The organism is Paenibacillus sp. ATY16 (assembly GCF_003399985.2).
GTDB lineage: Bacteria > Bacillota > Bacilli > Paenibacillales > Paenibacillaceae > Pristimantibacillus > Pristimantibacillus glycanilyticus.
In genome coordinates this window covers 14,648-35,870 of sequence record NZ_NMOK02000008.1, presented here as the reverse complement: position 1 = coordinate 35,870, position 21,223 = coordinate 14,648, and the positions used below count along the sequence as shown (strand labels likewise).

The 21,223-nt window shown below is 50.5% G+C and carries 21 protein-coding genes; all 21 read left to right on the top strand.

What is annotated here, in order from left to right:
- Positions 1–73: 73 nt before the first annotated feature.
- The 21 genes from dpsA to CFI03_RS05845 all read left to right on the top strand — a co-directional run bounded on the left by dpsA (position 74) and on the right by CFI03_RS05845 (position 21,107).
- Positions 74–970, top strand: coding sequence for a dipicolinate synthase subunit DpsA (gene dpsA / locus CFI03_RS05940; RefSeq protein WP_248756780.1), 897 nt, complete (start codon positions 74–76; stop codon positions 968–970).
- Entirely contained in the window at positions 970–1,563 is a 594-nt protein-coding gene (locus tag CFI03_RS05935; protein WP_127495783.1) for a dipicolinate synthase subunit B, read from the top strand. Before dpsA ends, CFI03_RS05935 begins: the two co-directional genes overlap by 1 nt.
- 13 nt (positions 1,564–1,576) lie before the next feature.
- Complete coding sequence (locus CFI03_RS30975; protein WP_283094436.1) at positions 1,577–1,708, top strand: hypothetical protein; 132 nt, start codon at positions 1,577–1,579, stop codon at positions 1,706–1,708.
- Between the two features lie 86 nt (positions 1,709–1,794).
- Positions 1,795–2,997: an aspartate kinase gene (gene dapG / locus CFI03_RS05930; RefSeq protein ID WP_127495782.1), complete on the top strand. Its 1,203-nt coding sequence runs from the start codon at positions 1,795–1,797 to the stop codon at positions 2,995–2,997.
- A 52-nt stretch (positions 2,998–3,049) separates the two neighbouring features.
- Entirely contained in the window at positions 3,050–3,922 is an 873-nt protein-coding gene (dapA, locus tag CFI03_RS05925) for a 4-hydroxy-tetrahydrodipicolinate synthase (RefSeq protein ID WP_127495781.1), read from the top strand.
- 202 nt (positions 3,923–4,124) lie between these two features.
- Complete coding sequence (locus CFI03_RS05920) at positions 4,125–5,804, top strand: ribonuclease J (protein ID WP_248756779.1); 1,680 nt, start codon at positions 4,125–4,127, stop codon at positions 5,802–5,804.
- Positions 5,805–5,951: 147 nt separating this feature from the next.
- Positions 5,952–6,698 carry a ClpP family protease gene (locus CFI03_RS05915; protein WP_248756834.1) on the top strand — a complete coding sequence of 249 codons (747 nt, stop codon included), beginning with the start codon at positions 5,952–5,954 and terminating at the stop codon, positions 6,696–6,698.
- Positions 6,698–6,925: a YlzJ-like family protein gene (locus CFI03_RS05910; RefSeq protein ID WP_248756778.1), complete on the top strand. Its 228-nt coding sequence runs from the start codon at positions 6,698–6,700 to the stop codon at positions 6,923–6,925. Before CFI03_RS05915 ends, CFI03_RS05910 begins: the two co-directional genes overlap by 1 nt.
- Positions 6,926–7,004: 79 nt before the next feature.
- Positions 7,005–9,749, top strand: coding sequence for an FtsK/SpoIIIE family DNA translocase (locus tag CFI03_RS05905; protein ID WP_248756777.1), 2,745 nt, complete (start codon positions 7,005–7,007; stop codon positions 9,747–9,749).
- 118 nt (positions 9,750–9,867) lie between these two features.
- Complete coding sequence (sleB, locus tag CFI03_RS05900) at positions 9,868–10,662, top strand: spore cortex-lytic enzyme (RefSeq protein WP_248756776.1); 795 nt, start codon at positions 9,868–9,870, stop codon at positions 10,660–10,662.
- A gap of 87 nt (positions 10,663–10,749) precedes the next feature.
- Positions 10,750–12,072 (top strand): EF-P 5-aminopentanol modification-associated protein YfmF, encoded by a 1,323-nt coding sequence (gene yfmF, locus CFI03_RS05895; RefSeq protein WP_127495775.1) that lies wholly within the window; start codon positions 10,750–10,752, stop codon positions 12,070–12,072.
- A gap of 5 nt (positions 12,073–12,077) precedes the next feature.
- Positions 12,078–13,373 (top strand): EF-P 5-aminopentanol modification-associated protein YfmH, encoded by a 1,296-nt coding sequence (yfmH, locus tag CFI03_RS05890; RefSeq protein ID WP_248756775.1) that lies wholly within the window; start codon positions 12,078–12,080, stop codon positions 13,371–13,373.
- Positions 13,373–14,119 (top strand): elongation factor P 5-aminopentanone reductase, encoded by a 747-nt coding sequence (gene ymfI / locus CFI03_RS05885; protein ID WP_248756774.1) that lies wholly within the window; start codon positions 13,373–13,375, stop codon positions 14,117–14,119. Before yfmH ends, ymfI begins: the two co-directional genes overlap by 1 nt.
- Before the next feature lie 100 nt (positions 14,120–14,219).
- Positions 14,220–14,471: a DUF3243 domain-containing protein gene (locus CFI03_RS05880; RefSeq protein WP_127495772.1), complete on the top strand. Its 252-nt coding sequence runs from the start codon at positions 14,220–14,222 to the stop codon at positions 14,469–14,471.
- Positions 14,472–14,619: 148 nt separating this feature from the next.
- Positions 14,620–15,393, top strand: coding sequence for a DUF3388 domain-containing protein (locus CFI03_RS05875; protein ID WP_127495771.1), 774 nt, complete (start codon positions 14,620–14,622; stop codon positions 15,391–15,393).
- Between the two features lie 18 nt (positions 15,394–15,411).
- Entirely contained in the window at positions 15,412–16,350 is a 939-nt protein-coding gene (locus CFI03_RS05870; protein ID WP_248756773.1) for a helix-turn-helix domain-containing protein, read from the top strand.
- Positions 16,351–16,386: 36 nt separating this feature from the next.
- Complete coding sequence (locus CFI03_RS05865) at positions 16,387–16,878, top strand: YajQ family cyclic di-GMP-binding protein (RefSeq protein ID WP_127495769.1); 492 nt, start codon at positions 16,387–16,389, stop codon at positions 16,876–16,878.
- Between the two features lie 206 nt (positions 16,879–17,084).
- Positions 17,085–17,663 (top strand): CDP-diacylglycerol--glycerol-3-phosphate 3-phosphatidyltransferase, encoded by a 579-nt coding sequence (gene pgsA / locus CFI03_RS05860; protein WP_127495768.1) that lies wholly within the window; start codon positions 17,085–17,087, stop codon positions 17,661–17,663.
- Between the two features lie 92 nt (positions 17,664–17,755).
- Positions 17,756–19,006 carry a competence/damage-inducible protein A gene (locus tag CFI03_RS05855; protein WP_248756772.1) on the top strand — a complete coding sequence of 417 codons (1,251 nt, stop codon included), beginning with the start codon at positions 17,756–17,758 and terminating at the stop codon, positions 19,004–19,006.
- Between the two features lie 285 nt (positions 19,007–19,291).
- A complete protein-coding gene (gene recA, locus CFI03_RS05850; protein WP_127495766.1) occupies positions 19,292–20,347 on the top strand; it encodes a recombinase RecA in 1,056 nt (351 codons plus the stop codon).
- A gap of 79 nt (positions 20,348–20,426) precedes the next feature.
- Positions 20,427–21,107: a RecX family transcriptional regulator gene (locus CFI03_RS05845; protein ID WP_248756771.1), complete on the top strand. Its 681-nt coding sequence runs from the start codon at positions 20,427–20,429 to the stop codon at positions 21,105–21,107.
- The last annotated feature ends 116 nt before the right edge of the window (positions 21,108–21,223 follow it).

The window sequence follows — 21,223 nt, the reverse complement described above, 5'->3', positions numbered from 1 at the left end:
ATTGGCTTTCACCATTCTGGGCGCAGGGCATAAGATGGTCTATAACTAGTGCGCAGAAAGGAGTGAAGCCTACATGCTAACAGGCGTTCAAATACTGCTGCTAGGAGGCGATGCGAGACAGCTTGAAGTTATTCGCAAGTTTACCGAGCTGGATGCAACGGTAACGGTGTCCGGCTTTGACGGACTGCATTCTTCCTTGGACGGCGCAGTGCAAGCCGAATTTGACGAGAGCTTGTTTGATGATGTTGATGCACTGCTGCTGCCTGCAGTAGGCACGGACGATAACGGCTTTATTCATGCCGTATTCAGTGACCGCCAGATGCAGTTGGAGGATCGACATATCGCTAGGCTTCCTAAGCATTGCAAGGTGTATGCCGGCATGGCTAGGCCTTATCTAAGGGAGCTTTGCGAGAAGCATCAGATTGGTCTAGTTGAGCTGTTTGACCGGGATGATGTTGCGATCTACAACTCCATTCCGACGGCGGAAGGGGCCATCATGATGGCCATTCAGAATACGGATATTACGATACATGGATCAACAAGCATGGTATTGGGATTTGGCAGAACCGGGTTTACCATGGCTCGGACCTTGCAGAGCTTAGGCGCGAAAGTGCTGATTGGCGTAAGGCGGAGCGAGCATTTCGCAAGGGCCGCCGAGATGGGTTTTACGCCGTTTTACACAAGTCAACTACTCCAAAATACGGGTAATATTGACTTGCTTTTTAATACAATTCCGACTATGATAGTCACAGCGCAAATTATAGCAAATTTGCCTTCGAGAACCGTTATTATTGACCTTGCTTCAAAGCCTGGCGGAACTGATTTCCGCTTCGCCGAGAAGAGAGGCATTAAAGCGATTCTCGCGCCCGGACTTCCCGGTATCGTCGCACCTAAAACAGCTGGACGAATCATAGCGGATTGCTTGACTCAGTTGATTACGGACGATTCGATAAAGCGGGGGAATGGGTAATGGATTGGACAGGGAAAACAGTCGGGTATGCGCTGTCTGGCTCGCACTGTACTTTGGCAGAAATAATGCCTCAAATTAAACGGTTTGTGGATGCTGGCGCAAATGTGGTGCCGATCGTATCGCAGACCATTATGACAACAGACACGCGATTCGGATCGTCTGAGGAATGGCAGACGCAGCTGAAGGCGATAACCGGCAACGAAATTATTTCGACGATTGTGCAGGCTGAACCGCTTGGTCCGGCGAAGCTTTTCGATGTGCTTCTGATCGCGCCATGCACGGGCAGCACAACCAGCAGACTCGCTAACGCGATTACCGATAGTGCCGTGCTCATGGCGGCGAAGGCTCAAATGCGCAATTTAAGGCCTCTGGTGCTCGCAATCTCGACAAATGATGGTCTCGGGTTAAACGCTGCTAATATCGCAAAGCTGTTAGTAGCTAAAAATATTTATTTCGTGCCGTTTGGCCAGGATAACCCGGTACAAAAGCCAAACTCGCTTGTCGCGAGAATGGATCTGGCATTGGAAGCATGCGAAGCAGCCTTGCAGGGGAAACAACTGCAGCCGTTACTGATTGAGCGGTTTAACTATTAAAATGCTCTTATAGGTGTATCATCTATTACATGCAGGCGGCGACGTATTCGGGATGCTGGCGATTCAGCCGGCAAGCTTGGATTCGATTACGCCGCTTGTTTTGCCTACATTCGTCCAAATTGAAATGGTTCGACTAGTGCCATAAAAACAACTACGATCGGGAAGATGTCTGCCTTCGGTTAGTCTTATCCGTTCAGGCATCTTTGTATCGGTTACGGAGGAAAGACAGCAATGCGCATCCTGGTACAAAAATTCGGGGGCACTTCACTTTCGACCGATCATGCTAGAAGCTATTGTCTTCAACATATTGCAAGAGAGCTCGCAAATGGCTATAGCGTAGTAGTCGTTGTCTCGGCGATGGGACGATCAGGGGATCCGTACGCCACGGATACTTTGCTTCAGCTCATCCGCAACAACGGCGACAAGCTGCCGGCGCGGGAGCGGGATATGCTGCTGGGCTGCGGAGAGATTATTTCGGCCGCGGCGTTATGCAGCTTGCTTTGCTCTGAAGGTATACCATCCGTCGTTTTAAACGGCGGTCAAGCAGGAATTATTACGGATGATCAATACGGCCACGCCCGGATTAAAGAGCTGCGTCCCGAAAGGATATTGCAGCAATTGCGGGATTCGAAGGTCGTGATTGTAACCGGTTTTCAAGGAAGCACCGAAAGCGGCGATATGACGACGCTGGGCCGAGGCGGAAGCGACACTTCGGCGACGGCGCTTGGTGCCGCGCTTCGCGCGGAAATGGTCGATATTTATACGGACGTTAACGGAATATTGACGGCGGATCCCCGCATCGTGGAAAACGCAAAGCCGCTTCAAGTTGTTAGCTATGCGGAGATCTGCAATATGGCCCGCCAAGGAGCCAAGGTCATTCATCCTCGCGCCGTGGAAATTGCGCAGCAGGCCAGAATTCCCGTGCGGGTAAGATCGACCTTCTCGATGGAAGAAGGGACTCTCGTCTCCGATGCGGCATTTACCCCGGTAACGGACCGCCAGGCAACGGGGATTGCTCATGTATCGGGAGTAACGCAGATTACGGTTAAAGCAATCGAAGGAAGAAGCGACGTGCAGCTTCAAGTATTCCAGACGATGGCAAAGCATCATATCAGCGTTGATTTTATCAACGTGACGCCAAGCGGAGCGGTGTATACCGTATTCGACCAAGACGCGGACAGGGCCGTATCGGTTCTTCAGGAATGCGGATATGATCCTATAGCTGTTCGCGGCTGCGCGAAAGTGTCAGTCATCGGCGGCGGTATGAACGGCGTGCCTGGCGTTATGGCCCGCATTGTGGAAGCCTTAACCGAGGAAGGTATTACAATCATGCAATCCGCCGATTCCAATACAACGATCTGGGTATTGGTGAAGGCTGAGGATATGGTGAAGGCCGTCAGGGCGCTTCATGCGAAGTTTGAACTTCATATCTAGTAGAGTATTTGATGCGCTTACGAAGTGAAGTACTTTTCAGGAGGTCATAACAATGGATTTTGGTAGATTAATTACTGCAATGGTCACGCCTTTTGATGAAAACGGTCAAATTGACTGGGACACGACCGGTCGCTTGATCGATTATTTGATTGAAGAACAGCAAAGCGACACGCTTGTTGTATCCGGCACTACGGGTGAGTCCCCAACATTGACGGAAGAAGAGAAAGCGGAATTGTTCCGTTATGCCGTAAAGCATGCTGCCGGCCGATGCAAAATTATTGCCGGTACGGGCAGCAACAATACGGCTCATTCGATTCATCTGACAAAGGTTGCGGAAGATGCCGGTGTAGACGGGGTACTTTTGGTTGCTCCGTACTATAACAAGCCGAATCAAGAAGGTTTGTATCAACATTTCAAAGCAATCGCTGAATCTACCAAATTACCTGTCATGCTCTATAACGTTCCTGGCCGTACAGGTATTAATATCTCCGTAGAAACAACTCTCCGCCTTGCGGAACTGGATAACGTGGTAGCAACAAAAGATTGTGCGTCCTCCGATCAATTGTCGCAGATTATTGCCGCAGCTCCGGATAACTTCCGGGTATACAGCGGAGATGACAGCGCTACGCTGCCTACTCTTGCGATCGGCGGTTACGGTATCGTAAGTGTGGCCAGCCACATTATCGGCGCAAAAATGAAGCAGCTTATCGAAGCATACCTGAGCGGCGACGTGAAGCAGGCAGCCAAGCTGCACGCGGAATGCTATCCGGTGTTCAAAGGCTTGTTTGAATGTCCTCATCCGGTTCCTAATCCGGTTGCTGTCAAATACGCTCTTGAACTGCGCGGCATGCCCGTAGGCGGTGTTAGACTTCCGCTTGTGGCAGCCAGCGAAGCCGAGGCGGCTTTTATTAGCAAGCTGGTCTAATATCATTCTAGTTTGACCCCGATAAGCAGGGCGGAGCGTGTTCTCCGGCCTGCTTATTTGCGTTCAAGAGTAGACAAGCAGGCGGTTGTTTCACCTTGTTTTCCGTCTTTTTCATCATGTATAATGAGGTCAAGTGAAATGGACGGAAAATTCATACAATTGGCTGGAACGGAGAATGGCTTCATTCGAAGGAGGTAAGCACTTGTCGAAGAAAATGCAGGAGAAGCTGCTGGTATTTGCCCTTGGCGGGGTTGGCGAGATTGGCAAGAATATGTATGTCGTTCAGTATTCGAACGATATTGTTGTCGTGGATGCGGGACTTAAGTTCCCCGAAGAAGATATGCTGGGGATCGATATTGTTATTCCGGATATTTCTTATTTAACGGAAAATCGGGATAAGGTCAAAGCCATTTTGATAACTCACGGTCACGAAGACCATATCGGCGGTCTGTCCTATGTATTAAAGCAGCTAAATGTACCCGTTTACGGAACTAAGCTGACATTAGGCCTGATTGAAGGGAAGCTGAAGGAAGCCGGTCTTCTTGGCGAGACGAAGCGGATCGTCATCGATGCGGATTCCGAGGTGCAGCTCGGGACGATCCGGGCAAGCTTTTTCAAGACGAATCATAGTATTCCGGACTCTATAGGCGTTGCGCTTGATACACCGGAAGGGACTATCGTTCATACCGGCGACTTCAAATTTGACTATACGCCGGTGAATGGACAATACGCGGATTTAAAGCGGATGGCGGAGATCGGCAAAAAAGGCGTGCTGGCCCTCTTGTCGGACAGCACGAATGCGGAAAGACCCGGATTTACGCCGTCGGAGAAAAACGTCGGGGAAGAGCTTGAAGATATTTTTCATAAATCGTCTCAACGCGTGGTTGTGGCGACCTTTGCTTCAAACGTTCATCGGATTCAACAGGTAATCAACGCCGCAATCGCAACTAAGCGGTTTGTGGCTGTTGTTGGGCGCAGTATGGTTAACGTTGTTACGATTGCATCGGATCTTGGTTATCTGCACATCCCGGACGGTATGATCATTGAGCCCGAGGAAGTGAACAAGCTGGCTGCCGATCGTGTTGTGATCCTGTGCACCGGCAGTCAAGGCGAACCAATGTCAGCCTTAACGAGAATGGCGCGGTCGACTCATCGCAAGGTTGATATCTTGCCGGGGGATACCGTTATCATTGCCGCTACGCCAATACCGGGGAATGAGCGTTATGTCGGCAGAACGGTCGATGAGCTGTTCCGCTTGGGCGCCCACGTCATTTACGGTCCCGGTTCCATATCGGGAGTTCATGTGTCGGGTCATGGAAGCCAGGAAGAATTAAAGCTGATGCTCAACCTAATCAAACCGAAATATTTTATACCGATCCATGGGGAGTACCGGATGCTAAGGCAGCACGCTCAGCTTGGAGAAGCCGTAGGGATTGAGCGGAGCCGTATTTTTGTCGTTGAAAACGGGGAAACCGTTGAGTTCCAAGGCGGTCTTGCCCGTAAAGGATCCAAGGTGCCAGCCGGCAATATACTGATTGACGGGCTTGGCGTGGGGGATGTCGGCAATATTGTGCTGAGGGACCGCAAGCTACTGTCCCAGGACGGCATACTTGTTGTGGTTGTTACTTTGAGCAAGCAGGATGGAGGATCGATTGTTTCCGGTCCGGATATCATCTCCCGAGGCTTTGTATATGTGCGTGAATCAGAAGGGCTTCTGGATGAGGCAACCAAGATTGTTACTTCAACGCTCAATAAATTGATGCATGATAAAGTAAACGAATGGGCTTCACTCAAAACGAACGTAAAAGACGCCCTCGGGCGCTTCTTATATGAACAGACGAGACGACGGCCAATGATTCTGCCGATAATCATGGAAGTATAATATCGCATTTGAAAGAACGTTCCGATAAGGAGGGGTTGAGCTCCTCGAGGGACGTTCTTTTTTGCTGGCGAAACCGTATAAATTCGCCATTCCACCTCATACTATGACGAGCGTTTACGTTAATGAGGGGGAGCAAACATGAATTACATGAATTACATGAATGAAGATCAGCCTCAGCAGCCGGATCCGGTTGAGAGCGAGAAGAAGAAGCAGAATTCAATCGTGGAAACGATACAGCAATTAGGGCAGACGACTACCCCGGCATCGGAATCCAATATTTTCTGTATGACGATTATCGGGCAGGTGGAAGGCCATATCGTCCTGCCGCCGCAAAATAAAACAACCAAGTATGAGCATCTCATTCCCCAGCTTGTCGCAGCGGAGCAAAATCCGAAGATCGAAGGTATTCTGATCGTTCTCAATACGGTTGGCGGGGATGTGGAAGCGGGACTTGCCATTGCCGAAATGATTTCATCTTTGTCCAAGCCGACGGTTACGCTGGTGCTTGGAGGAGGACATTCCATCGGCGTTCCGATTGCGGTGGCGGGCAACATGTCTTTTATTGCCGCGACGGCCACCATGACGATTCATCCGATCCGTCTGAACGGGCTTGTTATCGGCGTGCCTCAAACGTTCGAATATTTGGATAAAATGCAGGAGCGCATCTTGAAGTTTGTAACCATGCACTCCAATGTGACGGAAGAAAAATTCAAAGAGCTGATGTTCAAGACCGGCGAGTTGACCAGAGATATCGGGACAACCGTTATCGGTTCGGATGCGGTAAAGTATGGACTGATTGACGCCGTAGGCGGGTTAGGGGATGCGCTCAGGGAGCTTAACAACCGGATAGCGGAGCGTAAGCCGGCAGCAGCGCAGACTGGGGTGTATAACTGATGACGCTCTATACGATTATGCCGCTTGAGAATGTCCTCGACGGCCTGAGCGGGGAACAGGAACCTTCCCAGGAAGTATGGGTTAACGGCGTGTTTATGCAGGTTTTGCCCGTAGCGCCGGGAATGGGAAAGATCGTGCGCCTCATTCACTGCGGCCTCGATGATTACTTGAAGCCGGAGCTGGCTCCGGGTAGTTTCGTCATGTTCGGACAACCTCCCGTGTCGTAAAAATACGCACAAAGGTTCTTATGTCCAATAGGAACCTTTGCCTGGATATGGTATAATGCTAGGCAGAGGTGACGGAACATTGGCTAAGAAAAGACGAAAGAAAAAATCGATTACAACGCAATTAAAATATGAAGTATACGGTATTTTGCTTATTACGGTATCGGTTATTGCTTTATCAGGAGAGGCTACGGTCGGACGCTCCTTGTCCAAGCTGTTTGGCTTGTTCCTGGGCAAGTTTTATTTTGTATTGGCACTGGTCGGCATCTACGTCGGACTGGTCGTCATGGTCAAAAGGGCTTGGCCGCGCGGTTGGACCAATCGTCGGACAGGCCTTCTTGTGTTTGTTCTGGCTCTTACGTTATCCAGCAGCATAGCCGAAATCGACCGCAAGCTGCTTCCTACTTCCGACCTTACGGGTGGAGCTATTCTTCACCAGCTGGGCCAGGATATGAAGGACGAGCTGCTGGCATTCGACGGTACCGACGACAGGCCAATCAGCCAGCGGGCGATAAGCGGCGGCTATATTGGGGCTATTGAATATTCGATGCTGTTTACGCTGTTTGGCTATTTCGGCTCCAAGCTGATTGCAGGCGTCATGTACGCCATAGCGATTATGCTGCTAACGGGCAAATCTTATGTTGAGCTTGCCCGAATAGGCCGGGACAAGTGTATCCGGCTGTTTAAGCTGCTTGCCGCCAAATGGTCGAAAGGGGCGGCGCTCCGGAGCGCTGCCAAATCGAACAAAGCCGTTAAACCGCCGGTATTCGCGCAATCCGATGCGATTGACGACGATGACGACGATGATGATTACGCGGCAGCACTGCCGCCGCGGCGCAAGAAGTCCCTGTTCTTCTCTTGGAGACATCAAGAGCAGAACAATCCGCAGGAAGCGCAGAATGCCGCCGATGATTGGTCGATGAACGAAGAGCATTACAACGGTGGACTTGATAACGGCGCGAAGCCGCATTGGGCCAATACCCAGGCTTGGGATGATGACGAGAAGTGGGCTCGAAACGGCGAGGATGATTCCGGTCACGGTCATAAACAGCAGGAGGACGGGCTTCCTCCTTGGGAAGAGCAGCCAGTCCGTGCGAATCCGACTTCTGCTTCTCCTGCATATAGCGAGTTTGAGGATGACGAGGAACCGGCCATTATTACGAGAATCGTTCCGCGTGCAGATACATACGACGAAAATAATGAACAAGAGGAGTACTCTGCACCTGCTGCAGCGTTGAATGCGGATTCGGAGCGATATACGGAAGATGAGGATCAAGACGAAATCGAACCTTCTGCCCGGAACGAAGCATACGACGGCCAAGAAGTACAGGAAGATATAGCGGAAACGGATAATTCCGCAACAACGGGTATCCATCAACCGGCATCGGATGCGCCAATTAAGAAGCCTTACTTACTGCCTCCTTTTTCCCTGCTTGCCAAGCCTAGCTTGATGGCAAGAGGCGGAGACGGAGCGGATGCCATGGATTCGAAGCGCAAGCTGGAAGCCACATTGGAGAGCTTTGGCGTTAAGGCCAAGGTGCTTGATGTCGTACGCGGTCCTGCGGTTACCCGCTATGAGGTGCAGCCGGCTTCCGGCGTAAAGGTAAGCCGAATTGTAAGCCTTACAGACGATATCGCTTTGGCTTTAGCGGCAAAGGATATCCGCATGGAGGCGCCTATCCCGGGCAAGTCGGCTATCGGTATCGAGGTTCCTAATATGGAAGTATCGATGGTGACCATGAGGGAAGTCATGGAAACCGCCACCTTCCAAAATGCTCCGTCCAAGCTGTCGATCGCTTTCGGCCGGGATATTTCCGGTCAGCCGATAATCGGCAATCTGGCGAGAATGCCCCATCTGCTGGTAGCGGGAGCTACGGGTTCGGGGAAATCGGTATGCATTAACGGCATCATCACAAGCATTTTGTACAAGGCTGCTCCGGATGAAGTAAAGTTTCTAATGGTTGACCCCAAGATGGTCGAATTAAATGTCTATAACGGCATTCCGCATTTGCTTGCACCGGTTGTAACGGATCCGAGACGCGCGGCGCTTGCCCTGAAAAAGATTGTCGTGGAGATGGAGAAGCGTTACGAGCTGTTCTCCAAATCAGGCACGCGAAATATCGAAGGCTATAATGCCCTGATGGCGGAGAATCCCAAAGCCGTACTCCCTTACATCGTCGTTATTGTCGACGAGCTTGCGGATTTGATGATGGTCGCCTCTAACGACGTCGAGGATTCCATTGCAAGGCTTGCACAGATGGCCCGCGCTGCGGGTATTCATCTCATTATCGCTACGCAGCGGCCGTCGGTAGACGTTATTACCGGGGTTATTAAAGCGAATATTCCGTCCAGGATTGCCTTTGGCGTATCATCGCAGGTCGACTCCCGTACCATTCTGGATATGGTTGGCGCAGAGAAGCTGCTTGGCAGAGGAGATATGCTGTATCTGCCGGTCGGCATGTCGAAGCCGATTCGCGTCCAGGGCGCCTTCTTGTCCGATCAGGAGGTCGAAGCCCTTGTCGACTACGCAAGAGGCCAGGCTGAAGCGGAGTATAAGGAGGACCTTGTGCCTGAAGTAGAGGAAGATTCGGCGGATCCGGAGGAAATTCTGGACGAGCTGTACGATCAAGCCGTGCAGATCGTTCTTGAAGCGAAGCAGGCATCCGTGTCGCTTCTGCAGCGGCGGATGCGGGTTGGTTATACCCGCGCGGCAAGGCTTGTGGACCAGATGGAAGCGCGGGGGATCGTGGGCCCTTACGAGGGCAGCAAACCGCGGGAGGTCTTGATGTCGATGGAGCAATACCAGGCCAGCCGCATTCCATCCTAATCCGCGTAAGCCTTAAGCGATTGGCAATGATGAATAGAAGCAGGATTCCCTTCTCATACTAGAGTTAGGTAACGCAGCTAATCGCGGACTAACTTGCAAGAGAAAGGCAGAATCCTACATGAAAAATCGATTACTTGTCGTGACTATCATCATTGTGTCGGTATTGTTCGGAATGCATTCCTTCCAGCGATATACGCAGGATGATGCGAAAGCAACGTTCAGCAATGCTACTTTAACGGTAGGTTCCTCCGGTTCGGATGTATACGAACTGCAGGGTAGGCTTAAATATTTGGGCTATTACAATGGCGCAATCGACGGAAGCTTCGGTACCAAAACCAAAAATGCGGTGACCTGGTTCCAATGGAAGTTCGGAATGAAATCCGACGGCGTAGTCGGGGCAAAAACGAAGCTCAAGCTATGGGAAGCTACGAAGAATTGGCAACCATCAGCATCGGATACAGGCAATGCGGGCGGCGGTTCCGACAATAGCAATAACAGCGGCTCGAATTCCGGATCGTCGGGTGGCAGCACGCCATCGAAATCCAATAATCTCGGGCTTTCGGAAAGCGACTTGAAGATTATGGCGAATGCGGTATACGGGGAATCACGCGGTGAACCGTACGAAGGTCAGGTAGCGGTAGCTGCGGTTATCCTGAATCGTTTGAAGTCGCCAAGCTTCCCGAACACGATCTCGGGAGTCATTTTCCAGCCTCTCGCGTTTACAGCCGTTGCGGACGGTCAGATCTGGCTTACGCCAAACGAAACGGCACGCAAGGCCGTGCAGGACGCCATCAACGGATGGGATCCGACAGGCGGCTGCACGTACTATTTCAATCCTGAGACGGCAACGTCCAAATGGATCTGGTCCAGACCTCAAGTCAAGACCATCGGCAAGCATATATTCTGTATGTAACGATTATCAGAAGCAGCCTTTCTGCCTTGGGCAGGCAGGTTGCTTCTTCCATTTCGTATCGGTTAGAATGGTATAGGAAGCAAGAAAATGGAATACATTACTATATTCCATTTTACTCGGAAGGAGCAAACGGAAGTGACATTATTCGAAAGAGGGCAAATAGGCCGGATCAGGCTGCATGTAATGCCAACAAAACGTTTCAAGACGTTTGCGATATCGCTGTTCGCAGGACTGCCATTATCTGAAAACGCTGTAACCAAAACCGCGCTAGCCCCGTTTGTATTGCGTCGAGGCACGGTATCCACGCCCGAGACCAAGGCTTTCCGCGAAAGGCTGGATGATTTGTACGGCGCCGGATTCGGCTTTGATGTATATAAAAGAGGCGATTCTCAAATCGTTCAATTCCGCATGGACGTTATCAACGATCATTTCGTATCGTCCGATGTGCCGTTATTAAGTTCGTCCTTGCGATTCCTTGGCGAAGTTGTTACGGAGCCGGTAACGGAAGACGGCGTGTTCCGCCGCAAGTATGTAGATGCGGAGAAGCAGACGTTGACGAAACGGCTGGAATCCATCGTGAACGATAAAATCCGATATGCGGCTGAGCGCTGCATGGAAGAGATGTGTGCCGGTGAGCCTTACCGTCTTCATCCGCTCGGCAAGCTGGAGGAAATCGGCTCCATTACGCCGGAATCTTTATATAGTCAATACAAAACGTGGCTAAGCGAAGCCGCATTTGATTTATACGTCGTTGGCGATACAACAATGGAGGAGGTCGCCGCGCTTGCAAAAGAAGCTTTCCGCATTGAGGATGGCAGTCCTGCAAGCTATTCAACTCCTTCTATTGCCCATGAAGTCCGCAACGTCAAAACCGTTGTGGAACGCATGGACGTCAACCAGGGCAAGCTGAATATGGGACTGCGCACGAATGTCGGCTATGGCGACGAGGATTACGCAGCTTCCTTGATGTATAACGGCATTTTGGGCGGTTATCCGCATTCCAAGCTGTTTTTGAACGTTCGGGAAAAAGAAAGCCTTGCTTATTACGCTGCATCCAGATTGGATGGACATAAAGGCTTGCTCACGATTCAATCGGGCATCGAGATTGCCAACTATGAGAAGGCTGTCACCATTATCAAGGAGCAGCTGGAGAGCATGCGTCAAGGCAATCTCTCCGACCTCGAGATGAATCAGACAAAAGCGATGATAGCGAATCATTTGCGGGAGCTGCAGGATTCCGCTTACGAGATGATCGCTTATGACTTTAATGCCGTGCTATCGGGCAAAGAACGAACGGCACAGCAGCTGCTTGACCAGATTGAAGCGGTAACGGCAGAGGACATCGTGCGGGTTGCGGCATTGGCGCAGCTTGATACGATTTACTTCTTGCGCGACCAGAAGGAGGCATGACGGCAATGGAGACACTCGACTATAAAGGCGTTCAGGAAACGCTATACCGCGAAGTGCTGGATAACGGCCTCGAAGTGATCGTCTTGCCGAAGGAAGGCTTCCAGAAGACTTACGCTACCTTTGCGACCAAGTACGGCTCCGTCGATAACAAGTTTGCCGTAGGCGATCAAGAGCCGGTACGCGTGCCGGACGGGATTGCCCATTTTCTGGAGCATAAAATGTTCGAAGAGCCAACCGGCGACATCTTCGCGACATTTGCTTCGCAAGGGGCTTCGGCGAACGCGTTCACAAGCTTCGACCGTACGGTGTATTTGTTCTCGGCAACGGAGCAGATCCCGGCCAATCTCGAAACCTTGATCGATTTTGTCCAGCATCCGTATTTCACCGATCAGAACGTGGATAAGGAAAAAGGCATCATCGCTCAAGAGATCAATATGTATAAAGACAATCCGGATTGGCGCGTATATTTCGGCCTGATAGACGCCATGTATCACACGCATCCGATTCACATCGATATTGCCGGTACCGTGGAGTCGATCTATCAGATCGATAAGGAAACGCTGTACCGCTGTTACGAAACGTTTTACCATCCGTCCAATATGCTGCTGTTTGTGGTGGGCGGGGTGAAGGCGGAGGAAGTGTTCGAGCTTGTCCGCAGCAATCAAGCCCGCAAGACGTTCAAACCGCAGGGGGAAATCAAGCGTTTCTTCGAGAATGAGCCGGAGAGCGTTAAGGTGCCGAGGAAAGTAACGAAGCTTCCGGTATCTCTTCCGAAAGTCATGTTTGGCTTCAAGGAGAAGAAAACAGGGCTTACGGGCGAGGCGCTGCTAAGCCACGAAGTGACTTCCAAGCTGATGCTTGACGCTTTGTTTGGCGCAAGCTCGGCTTTGTATCAGGATTTGTATGAGCAAAATTTAATCTCCGATTCCTTCGGAACGGAATTTAACGTAAGCACGGATTATGCTTTTTCGGTTATTGGCGGCGACTCGCCAAATCCGGATGAACTGCTTAGCCGGATCCGCACGGCCGTTGAAGAAGCGCTGCGCACGGGTATTGAACCTGCCGCCTTCGAACGGTCGAAGCGGAAGAAAATCGGCGGATATTTGCGGATGCTGAACTCCCCTGAGGCGATTGCCGGCGAATTTACTCGTTACCGGTTCCGCGACAGCGACATGTTTGATCTCTTGTCCCTGTACGAGAATTGCACGCTGGAGCAAGTGAATGAACGGATCCGCGAGCATTTCGACTTCCAGCAGTTAGCGATTTCCATTGTCGAGAAGCCGGACGGACAGCCGGTTTAATGAAGCCTTTTAAACAAATGACGGTGTTAATAACCGGGGGAAGCCGCGGCATCGGCGCTGCTATCGCGCAGCGCTTTGCCGCGGAGGGACTTAACATCGTCATTCATTACAGGGAATCGCATGAAGCGGCTAACGAAACAGCCAGAGCTTGCATGCGCCTGGGCGCCAATGTCATGACCATCTCGGCCGACCTTCGTTCGAAGGAGCAGCTTACGAGGATGAAAGAGAAGCTGGAGGCTCATGGCATGCTGCCCGATATCCTCGTCAATAACGGGGGAATCTCCCATTACGGCATGCTGATCGATGTGACGGAGCAGGAATGGGATGATGTAATGGCCGTCAATCTGAAGGGCATGTTTTTGTCCAGTCAGCTTTTTATGCCGCATATGATCTCGAACCGGTTCGGCCGGATTATTAACGTGTCGTCCATTTGGGGGATGTCCGGCGCTTCCTGCGAAGTGCTGTACTCCACGACCAAAGGAGGCATGAATGCCTTCACGAAGGCGCTTGCCAAGGAACTTGCTCCTTCCGGAGTTACCGTTAACGCGGTTGCTCCCGGAGCTGTCGATACAAAGATGATGAGCGGTTTTAACGATGAAGAGAAGGCGGCTCTCGAACAGGAAATTCCGCTGGGCCGTTTTGGACAACCTGATGAAGTCGCTTCGCTGGTGTATTTCTTGTCTTTGCCGGAATCATCGTATATAACCGGGCAAATTATCAGTCCGAACGGCGGCTGGCATACTTAACACCCTTGCTTTCGTATAATTTGTTTCGTCTCTACGCAGAATAACATTTGTTGAGTGCTACACTCTTCTTAAAATGTACTTATCCAGGAGGCGAAATAAAATGTCTAACGTTCTTTCAAGTTTCGACAATTGGAAAGAATTTTTGTCGGACCGCGTAGCACAAGCTAAAAGCAACGGGATGTCTGAGGAAACCATTCATAATTTGGCTTACGAAATTGGTTCCTTCCTCGATGAGAAGGTTGATCCTAAAAATGAGCAACAGCGTGTACTGAAGCAGCTATGGGATGCGGGCGACGAGCATGAGCGTAAAACGGTAGCCGGTCTTATGGTCAAGCTGGTCGAACAAACTTAATTGCTCGCATCTGCAGAAAAGCCTCCCAATTTGGAGGCTTTTCTGCAATGTCTGCGAATAGGTTGCAGGAATGTGACGAAAATTGTAGAATAAATTTTTATAAGCGAGTCAATCAAATGGGATTGGTGACAACAAGGGACGGTGTGAAATGGGATCAAAGCAGCAATACTACATGGAATACAAAATACATAAGAACCGACCGGGTCTACTTGGCGATATTGCATCGCTGCTCGGTATGCTTGAAGTGAACATTATGACGATTAATGGCGTAGAGGACCGTACGCGCGGCATGCTGCTTCAGACGGATGACGAAGAAAAAATCGTTCTGCTGGGCAAAATGCTGCAGAAGGTTGACAACATTACGGTAAACAAGCTTCGTACGCCTACGATCGTTGACATATTGGCCGTCCGTCACGGACGTTATATCGAACGTGACTCGGATGACCGCAAAACCTTCCGTTTTACAAGAGACGAGCTGGGCATTTTGGTCGATTTTCTCGGTGAAGTGTTTAAACGGGACGGCAATCAGGTTATTGGTTTGCGTGGCATGCCGCGTGTCGGCAAGACGGAGTCCATTATTGCGGGAAGCGTATGCTCGAACAAGCGTTGGACCTTTGTTTCGTCGACGTTGCTGAGACAAACCGTTCGCAGCCAGCTGTCCGAGGATGAAATGAATGATAACAACATCTTTATCATTGACGGTATCGTAAGCACAATCCGTTCCAACGAAAAGCACTATTCGCTGCTGCAGGAAATTATGGCCATGCCTTCGACGAAGGTTATTGAGCATCCGGATATCTTTATCAAGGAGTCGCAATACGATTACAGCCATTTTGATATGATTATCGAGCTGCGTAACACACCGGACGAAGAGATTACATACGAATCGTTTACGGCCAATTATTCGGATAATGAATTCTAGCAGAGAGGAGTAGACACCATGTCGGATTTAGGAGCGTTGCTGCGTAAAGCAAGGGAAGAGCGCGGATTAACGCTTGATGATGTTCAGGAAATAACCAAAATACGGAAGCGCTACTTAGAAGCAATCGAGAGCGGTGACCATAGCGTGTTGCCGGGAACGTTCTATTTACGCGCATTCGTGAAAAACTACTGTGATGCCGTTGGACTGGATTCGGATGAAGTTCTTCGGCTGTATCAGCATGAGATTCCTGCTTCCGTTACGGATCAGGTTGTAGAAGCAGTCCCGGCGAGACAGCCAAAGCGTGTTAGAACCCGTTCTTCGGAACGGATCAGCAAGCTTGGCTTCAACATCATGATGTGGTCGTTCCTGATCCTCATCGTTGTTGTTGTCTGGGTTTATTTCGTTAATCAGAAAGCCGATAATCCAAAGGAAATCGACAATACGAATATTACGGATCAGGCTTCGCCGGCTCCGCCAAGCCAATCGCCAGATTCGTCGAACGCCGGGGGAACAACGACGCCTACGGCAACGCCTACGCCAACTCCAAGCCAATCGCCGACTACCGTGACGTTCTCGTCCAAGGTAGGCAAGGTTGATCACTATGATGTCTCGCCTGCTGGCGTGGTGCATAAAGTGGAAATCAAAATCTCCGGCGGGCCAAGCTGGACGGAAGTGCGCTCGGGAAGCTCTTCCGGCAAAGCGATTATTTCGGAGACTGCTCCCGACGGCTCAGCCTTTACGTACGACCTGGATCAACCGCTTTACATTAATGTCGGGCGTGCCGATCTGAGTACCATTACAGTCGACGGCGTGCAGATTAACGACGGAGACCGTGCAGGCTCGAAAAAAATTCAGCTGAACCCCGTGCAGGGTGCCGGAGAGACTGACGGGACATCGACTCAAAGTCCGGACAATTCTTCCACGCCTGGGGACACGGCAGGTACGGAGAATCAGTAAGGATTGAATTAGATACAAAGGGAGAGTTGTCAAACAATGAGTTCTGAAAGTTCATTTGATATCGTTTCGAAGATGGATATGCAAGAGCTGAACAATGCGATTCAGCAAGCGGAGCGGGAGATTGAAACACGCTTCGACTTCAAAGGAAGCAAAAGCAGCATTAAGCTGGAGAAAGAAGAGCTCGTTGTCGTTTCCGATGACGACTTCAAGCTGGAAAGCGTTCTTGATATTTTGAAATCGAAGATGGTCAAGCGCGGCGTACCGATTAAAAACCTGGAATACGGCAAGGTGGAATCGGCTTCGGCGAGCACCGTCCGTCAGCGTATTAAGCTGAAATCGGGGATCGACCAAGATAATTCCAAAAAAATTAATATTCTGATCCGGGATTCGAAGATTAAGGTGAAAAGCCAGATTCAAGGCGACCAAATCCGCGTAACCGGTAAAAGCCGCGATGATTTGCAGGCGGTTATGGCTCTTCTCCGCGCAGCGGATTTGACCGTCGAACTGCAGTTCACGAATTACCGTTAATAAGCCTTTTCCGGCCCTTCGCTGCCTCGTCAATTCGGGCAAGAAGGGCTTTCGCTCTATGACGTTCGATATTTTGACATAGGAAATGGCATGTATTATACTTGGTTAGATAGTTTTGGAAACGATCCGGGGGACATACATATGACAGTACAAGCAATCATGCATCAATGCAGGAACAAGGCTAGACGGTCCGGGGGTGTGAACGAATGAACCTGGCAAATAGGATTACGCTGGCCAGAATTATTTTAGTGCCGATCATTATGGTATTTCTGCTCGTCAATATCGATATCAAGCCTCTTGCTTTCGGCGATGATTACTCCATTACATACAATCAGATTATAGCGGCTATAATCTTTATCATAGCGGCAAGCACCGACGGTCTCGATGGTTATATCGCCAGGAAGAACAAGATCGTAACCAACCTCGGCAAGCTTCTTGATCCGCTGGCGGACAAGCTGCTTGTGGCGGCTGTGCTGATCTCGCTCGTCCAAATGGATAAGCTGGCGGCATGGATGGCCATCATTATTATCAGCCGCGAATTCGCGGTTACGGGTCTGCGTCAGATTGCCTTGCTGGAAGGCAGCGTAATGGCGGCGAGCAAATGGGGCAAATGGAAAACAGCCGTACAAATTACGATGATCATTTCGCTTCTGCTCAACAACTTCCCGTTTACGTTTATCGATTTTCCGTTTGACGATATCGTAAGCTGGATTGCCGTTATTATTACGGTATATTCCGGATTCGACTATTTCTTCAAGAACAAACATTTGATACCTGTGCAATAATCAGGATCATATAAGAAACAATAAAGCATCTTTCCATTCGTGGAGAGGTGCTTTTGCTTCCTAGCGCTGCAGGATTCGAAGGGGGAAATCGCATGAAAGCTGAAATAATCGCAGTGGGCACCGAGCTTTTACTCGGTCAAATCGTCAATACGAACGCGCAATTCTTGTCCAGAAAGCTCGCATCGCTTGGCATAGACGTTTACTTCCAGACAGTCGTCGGCGATAATCCGAACCGGATCCGCCAAGCGATCGAGATTGCCCGCCAGCGTGCCGACCTGCTTGTGTTTACCGGAGGGCTTGGTCCTACGCAGGATGATCTGACGAAGGACGTTCTCGCGGCTTATCTGAACAGGGGCCTTTCCCTTCATCAGCCATCCATGGATAAAATCGAGCAAATGTTCAGTTCTCGCGGCATCCACATGGTAGAGAGCAACCGAAGACAGGCGCTGATGATTGACGGCAGCGCCCCGATTGATAATGAAGCCGGTCTTGCCGTCGGCAACGGACAGTCCGAGGACGGGACGCATTATTTGCTTCTGCCCGGTCCTCCGCGCGAGATGAAGCCGATGATGGAAGGGCCGGCGTCGGAATGGCTCCGGTCTATTCTGGGCGCAGAAGAGCCGCTTTATTCCAGATTGCTTATGTTTGCAGGGATCGGGGAATCGACGCTGGAAGCAAAGCTGATTGATCTGATCGAAGCCCAATCGGACCCTACAATCGCGCCGTATGCGAAGGAAGGCGAGGTTGCCATTCGGGTATCTACGAAAGCGGCGAACGAATCCGATGCTGCAGTCAAGCTGGATCAAACCGTCGATGCGATCCAGCAGCGGGTGGGCGAGTACTTATTCGCGCAGGACGAGATTACGCTGGAAGAGCAGGTCGTGCAGCTGCTTCGGACATCGAGAAGAAAGCTTTCGACAGCCGAAAGCATTAGCGGAGGCTTGCTTGCCGAGCTTATTACCGGCATTCCCGGCAGCAGCGGGGAATATTCCGGCGGCGTTGTTACTTATACGAACGAGATGAAGCATAAGCTGCTTGGCATCCCGATGGCGCAGCTTGAAGGAGACGGGGCGCCGGGAGCGATCAGCGAATCCACGGCAGCAATGATGGCCGAACGCGTCAGACAGATCGGAGATTCCGATTTTGGCGTTTCGCTCACGGGGGTAGCCGGCCCGGCTCAGGCGGAAGGCAAGCCCGTTGGCCTGGTCTATTACGCGGTTGCCGAGAGGGGCAAGCCGACTGCCGTATTCACCGGCCATTTCTCCGGTACCCGCGCCATCATCCGCATCCGTGCGGTAAAGGCGGCCTTATATCAATTGTGGCTGAGACTGCGCGAACAATAAATTGTCGGATTAGCCCGAATAATACTTGCCTGTTTGTACCATTTCCGCTATAATTGGTCTCATGCGGAAGAACCGTGGCGAAGATTACTTTGCTGCGGTTTTTTTATGTCTATTTTTAGAAGCATGACGAATCGCGCATGGTTGCCCAACAGGGCAAAAGCCGTTTCGCCATGCGTCTGGAAAGGACGTGGAAATAAAAAGACGAATGTATGTTCGAAAAAAAGCTTGGCATTTGAGCGGAAACAAGGTATCATACAATTATAAATAACGAAGGATGTGAGTAGCTTGTCGGATCGTCGTGCTGCTTTGGAGATGGCTTTACGTCAAATTGAGAAGCAATTTGGTAAAGGCTCCATCATGAAATTAGGGGAATCCACACATATGCAAGTTGAAACCGTACCAAGCGGTTCAATTGCTTTAGATATTGCTCTTGGAATCGGCGGTATGCCAAGAGGCCGTATTATTGAATGCTACGGACCGGAATCCTCCGGTAAAACAACCGTTGCGCTTCACGCTATTGCGGAAGTACAACGGATCGGCGGACAAGCTGCATTTATCGATGCGGAGCATGCGCTTGATCCATTGTACGCGAGCAAGCTGGGCGTAAATATCGACGAACTGCTGTTGTCGCAGCCGGATACGGGTGAACAGGCGCTTGAGATCGCAGAAGCGCTTGTACGAAGCGGCGCGGTCGACATTATCGTTATCGACTCCGTAGCAGCACTTGTACCGAAAGCAGAGATTGAAGGCGATATGGGGGATTCCCATGTCGGTCTGCAGGCACGTCTGATGTCGCAGGCTCTGCGTAAATTGGGTGGCGCGATCAGCAAGTCGAAGACAATCGCCATCTTTATTAACCAGTTGCGCGAGAAAGTCGGCGTTATGTTCGGTAACCCGGAAACTACGCCTGGCGGCCGCGCACTGAAGTTCTATTCCAGCGTGCGTCTGGAAGTACGCCGGATTGAGACAATCAAGCAAGGCAACGATATGGTTGGTAACCGTACGCGGATTAAAGTCGTGAAGAACAAAGTAGCTCCTCCGTTCAAGCAAGCGGAGATTGATATCATGTACGGCGAAGGCATTTCGAGAGAAGGCAGCCTTGTAGATATTGGCGTAGAGATGGATATCGTTCAGAAGAGCGGAGCTTGGTTCTCCTACAATGGCGACCGTCTTGGCCAAGGTCGCGAGAATGCCAAGCAGTTCCTGAAGGATCATCCGGAAGTGGCTGCTGTAATCGAGAGACAAATCCGCGAGCAAAGCAATTTGTCCGCTTCCGCGCAGCCTGCGAACTTCTCGCAGGATGATGACGATGACTTTGATGAGTCGGAACTTGACGATTAATAGGAATAATTAAGGAAGAAGCAGCGCCGTCCTTTCGAGGGCGGCGCTGCTTCTTTGCAATGAACGGGGTGTAACCAGGATGTTAATCGAGATTTCTGCGGTGGAGCAGGACCGCAAGGATCGTAAACGATACCATGTCTATGCAAACGGCGTGGAAGAGCCGTTGTTATCCGTCCACGAGGATATTCTTATAAAATATACGCTGTTTAAAGGGAAGGAGCTTACAAGGGAAGCTATTGCCGAGATTTCCGAAGAGGACGAAAGATACCGGGCTTATTCGCTTGCCGTCACCTATCTTGGCGTAAAAGCAAGAACCCGCAAACAGATCGAACAATATTTGCTCCGCAAGGAATTTGAACCCGAACCAATTGCTTACGCGCTTGAACGTTTAGAATCGGAACATATTGTTGATGATGGAGAGTATGCGCGGCATTTCGCGCTGCAGCGTATCCGTTACAGTCAGAAGGGTCGCCGCTGGATCAAGCAGGAGCTGCACCAGCGCGGAGTATCGAAGCAGGCGGCTTCCGACGCGCTTGATTCCATCGACAAGGAAGACGAACTCGCATCCGCCGTGCATGCGGCGAAGAAGAAATGGCGCTCTCTCAAAGGAGAGAACAGAGAGAAACGGCAGAAGCTGATGGCCTTTTTAATGCGTAGGGGCTTTCCTTCGGATGTCGTTAAACAAGCGGCAAAAGCGGCTATAGATGAAGCGGAAATCGAGCAGGCGGATGAGGATGAAGGGCTTTTGCTTGACAATTGATTTTGCCAAAAGATAAAATAAAATTGTATTCCTTTTATATCAAATCAATTTTCCTTCCAAAAGTTGATTTGAAACGATTATTTTCGTCAATAAGTTAGAGAATCAATCGGTATGGA

What these genes read in the sequence shown, in the direction of transcription:
- dpsA (WP_248756780.1), top strand. Translation starts at nt 74, where the DNA reads ATGCTAACAGGCGTTCAAATACTGCTGCTAGGAGGCGATGCGAGACAG.
- CFI03_RS05935 (WP_127495783.1), top strand. Translation starts at nt 970, where the DNA reads ATGGATTGGACAGGGAAAACAGTCGGGTATGCGCTGTCTGGCTCGCAC.
- dapG (WP_127495782.1), top strand. Translation starts at nt 1,795, where the DNA reads ATGCGCATCCTGGTACAAAAATTCGGGGGCACTTCACTTTCGACCGAT.
- dapA (WP_127495781.1), top strand. Translation starts at nt 3,050, where the DNA reads ATGGATTTTGGTAGATTAATTACTGCAATGGTCACGCCTTTTGATGAA.
- CFI03_RS05915 (WP_248756834.1), top strand. Translation starts at nt 5,952, where the DNA reads ATGAATTACATGAATGAAGATCAGCCTCAGCAGCCGGATCCGGTTGAG.
- CFI03_RS05910 (WP_248756778.1), top strand. Translation starts at nt 6,698, where the DNA reads ATGACGCTCTATACGATTATGCCGCTTGAGAATGTCCTCGACGGCCTG.
- sleB (WP_248756776.1), top strand. Translation starts at nt 9,868, where the DNA reads ATGAAAAATCGATTACTTGTCGTGACTATCATCATTGTGTCGGTATTG.
- yfmF (WP_127495775.1), top strand. Translation starts at nt 10,750, where the DNA reads ATGGAATACATTACTATATTCCATTTTACTCGGAAGGAGCAAACGGAA.
- yfmH (WP_248756775.1), top strand. Translation starts at nt 12,078, where the DNA reads ATGGAGACACTCGACTATAAAGGCGTTCAGGAAACGCTATACCGCGAA.
- ymfI (WP_248756774.1), top strand. Translation starts at nt 13,373, where the DNA reads ATGAAGCCTTTTAAACAAATGACGGTGTTAATAACCGGGGGAAGCCGC.
- CFI03_RS05880 (WP_127495772.1), top strand. Translation starts at nt 14,220, where the DNA reads ATGTCTAACGTTCTTTCAAGTTTCGACAATTGGAAAGAATTTTTGTCG.
- CFI03_RS05875 (WP_127495771.1), top strand. Translation starts at nt 14,620, where the DNA reads ATGGGATCAAAGCAGCAATACTACATGGAATACAAAATACATAAGAAC.
- CFI03_RS05870 (WP_248756773.1), top strand. Translation starts at nt 15,412, where the DNA reads ATGTCGGATTTAGGAGCGTTGCTGCGTAAAGCAAGGGAAGAGCGCGGA.
- CFI03_RS05865 (WP_127495769.1), top strand. Translation starts at nt 16,387, where the DNA reads ATGAGTTCTGAAAGTTCATTTGATATCGTTTCGAAGATGGATATGCAA.
- pgsA (WP_127495768.1), top strand. Translation starts at nt 17,085, where the DNA reads ATGAACCTGGCAAATAGGATTACGCTGGCCAGAATTATTTTAGTGCCG.
- CFI03_RS05855 (WP_248756772.1), top strand. Translation starts at nt 17,756, where the DNA reads ATGAAAGCTGAAATAATCGCAGTGGGCACCGAGCTTTTACTCGGTCAA.
- CFI03_RS05845 (WP_248756771.1), top strand. Translation starts at nt 20,427, where the DNA reads ATGTTAATCGAGATTTCTGCGGTGGAGCAGGACCGCAAGGATCGTAAA.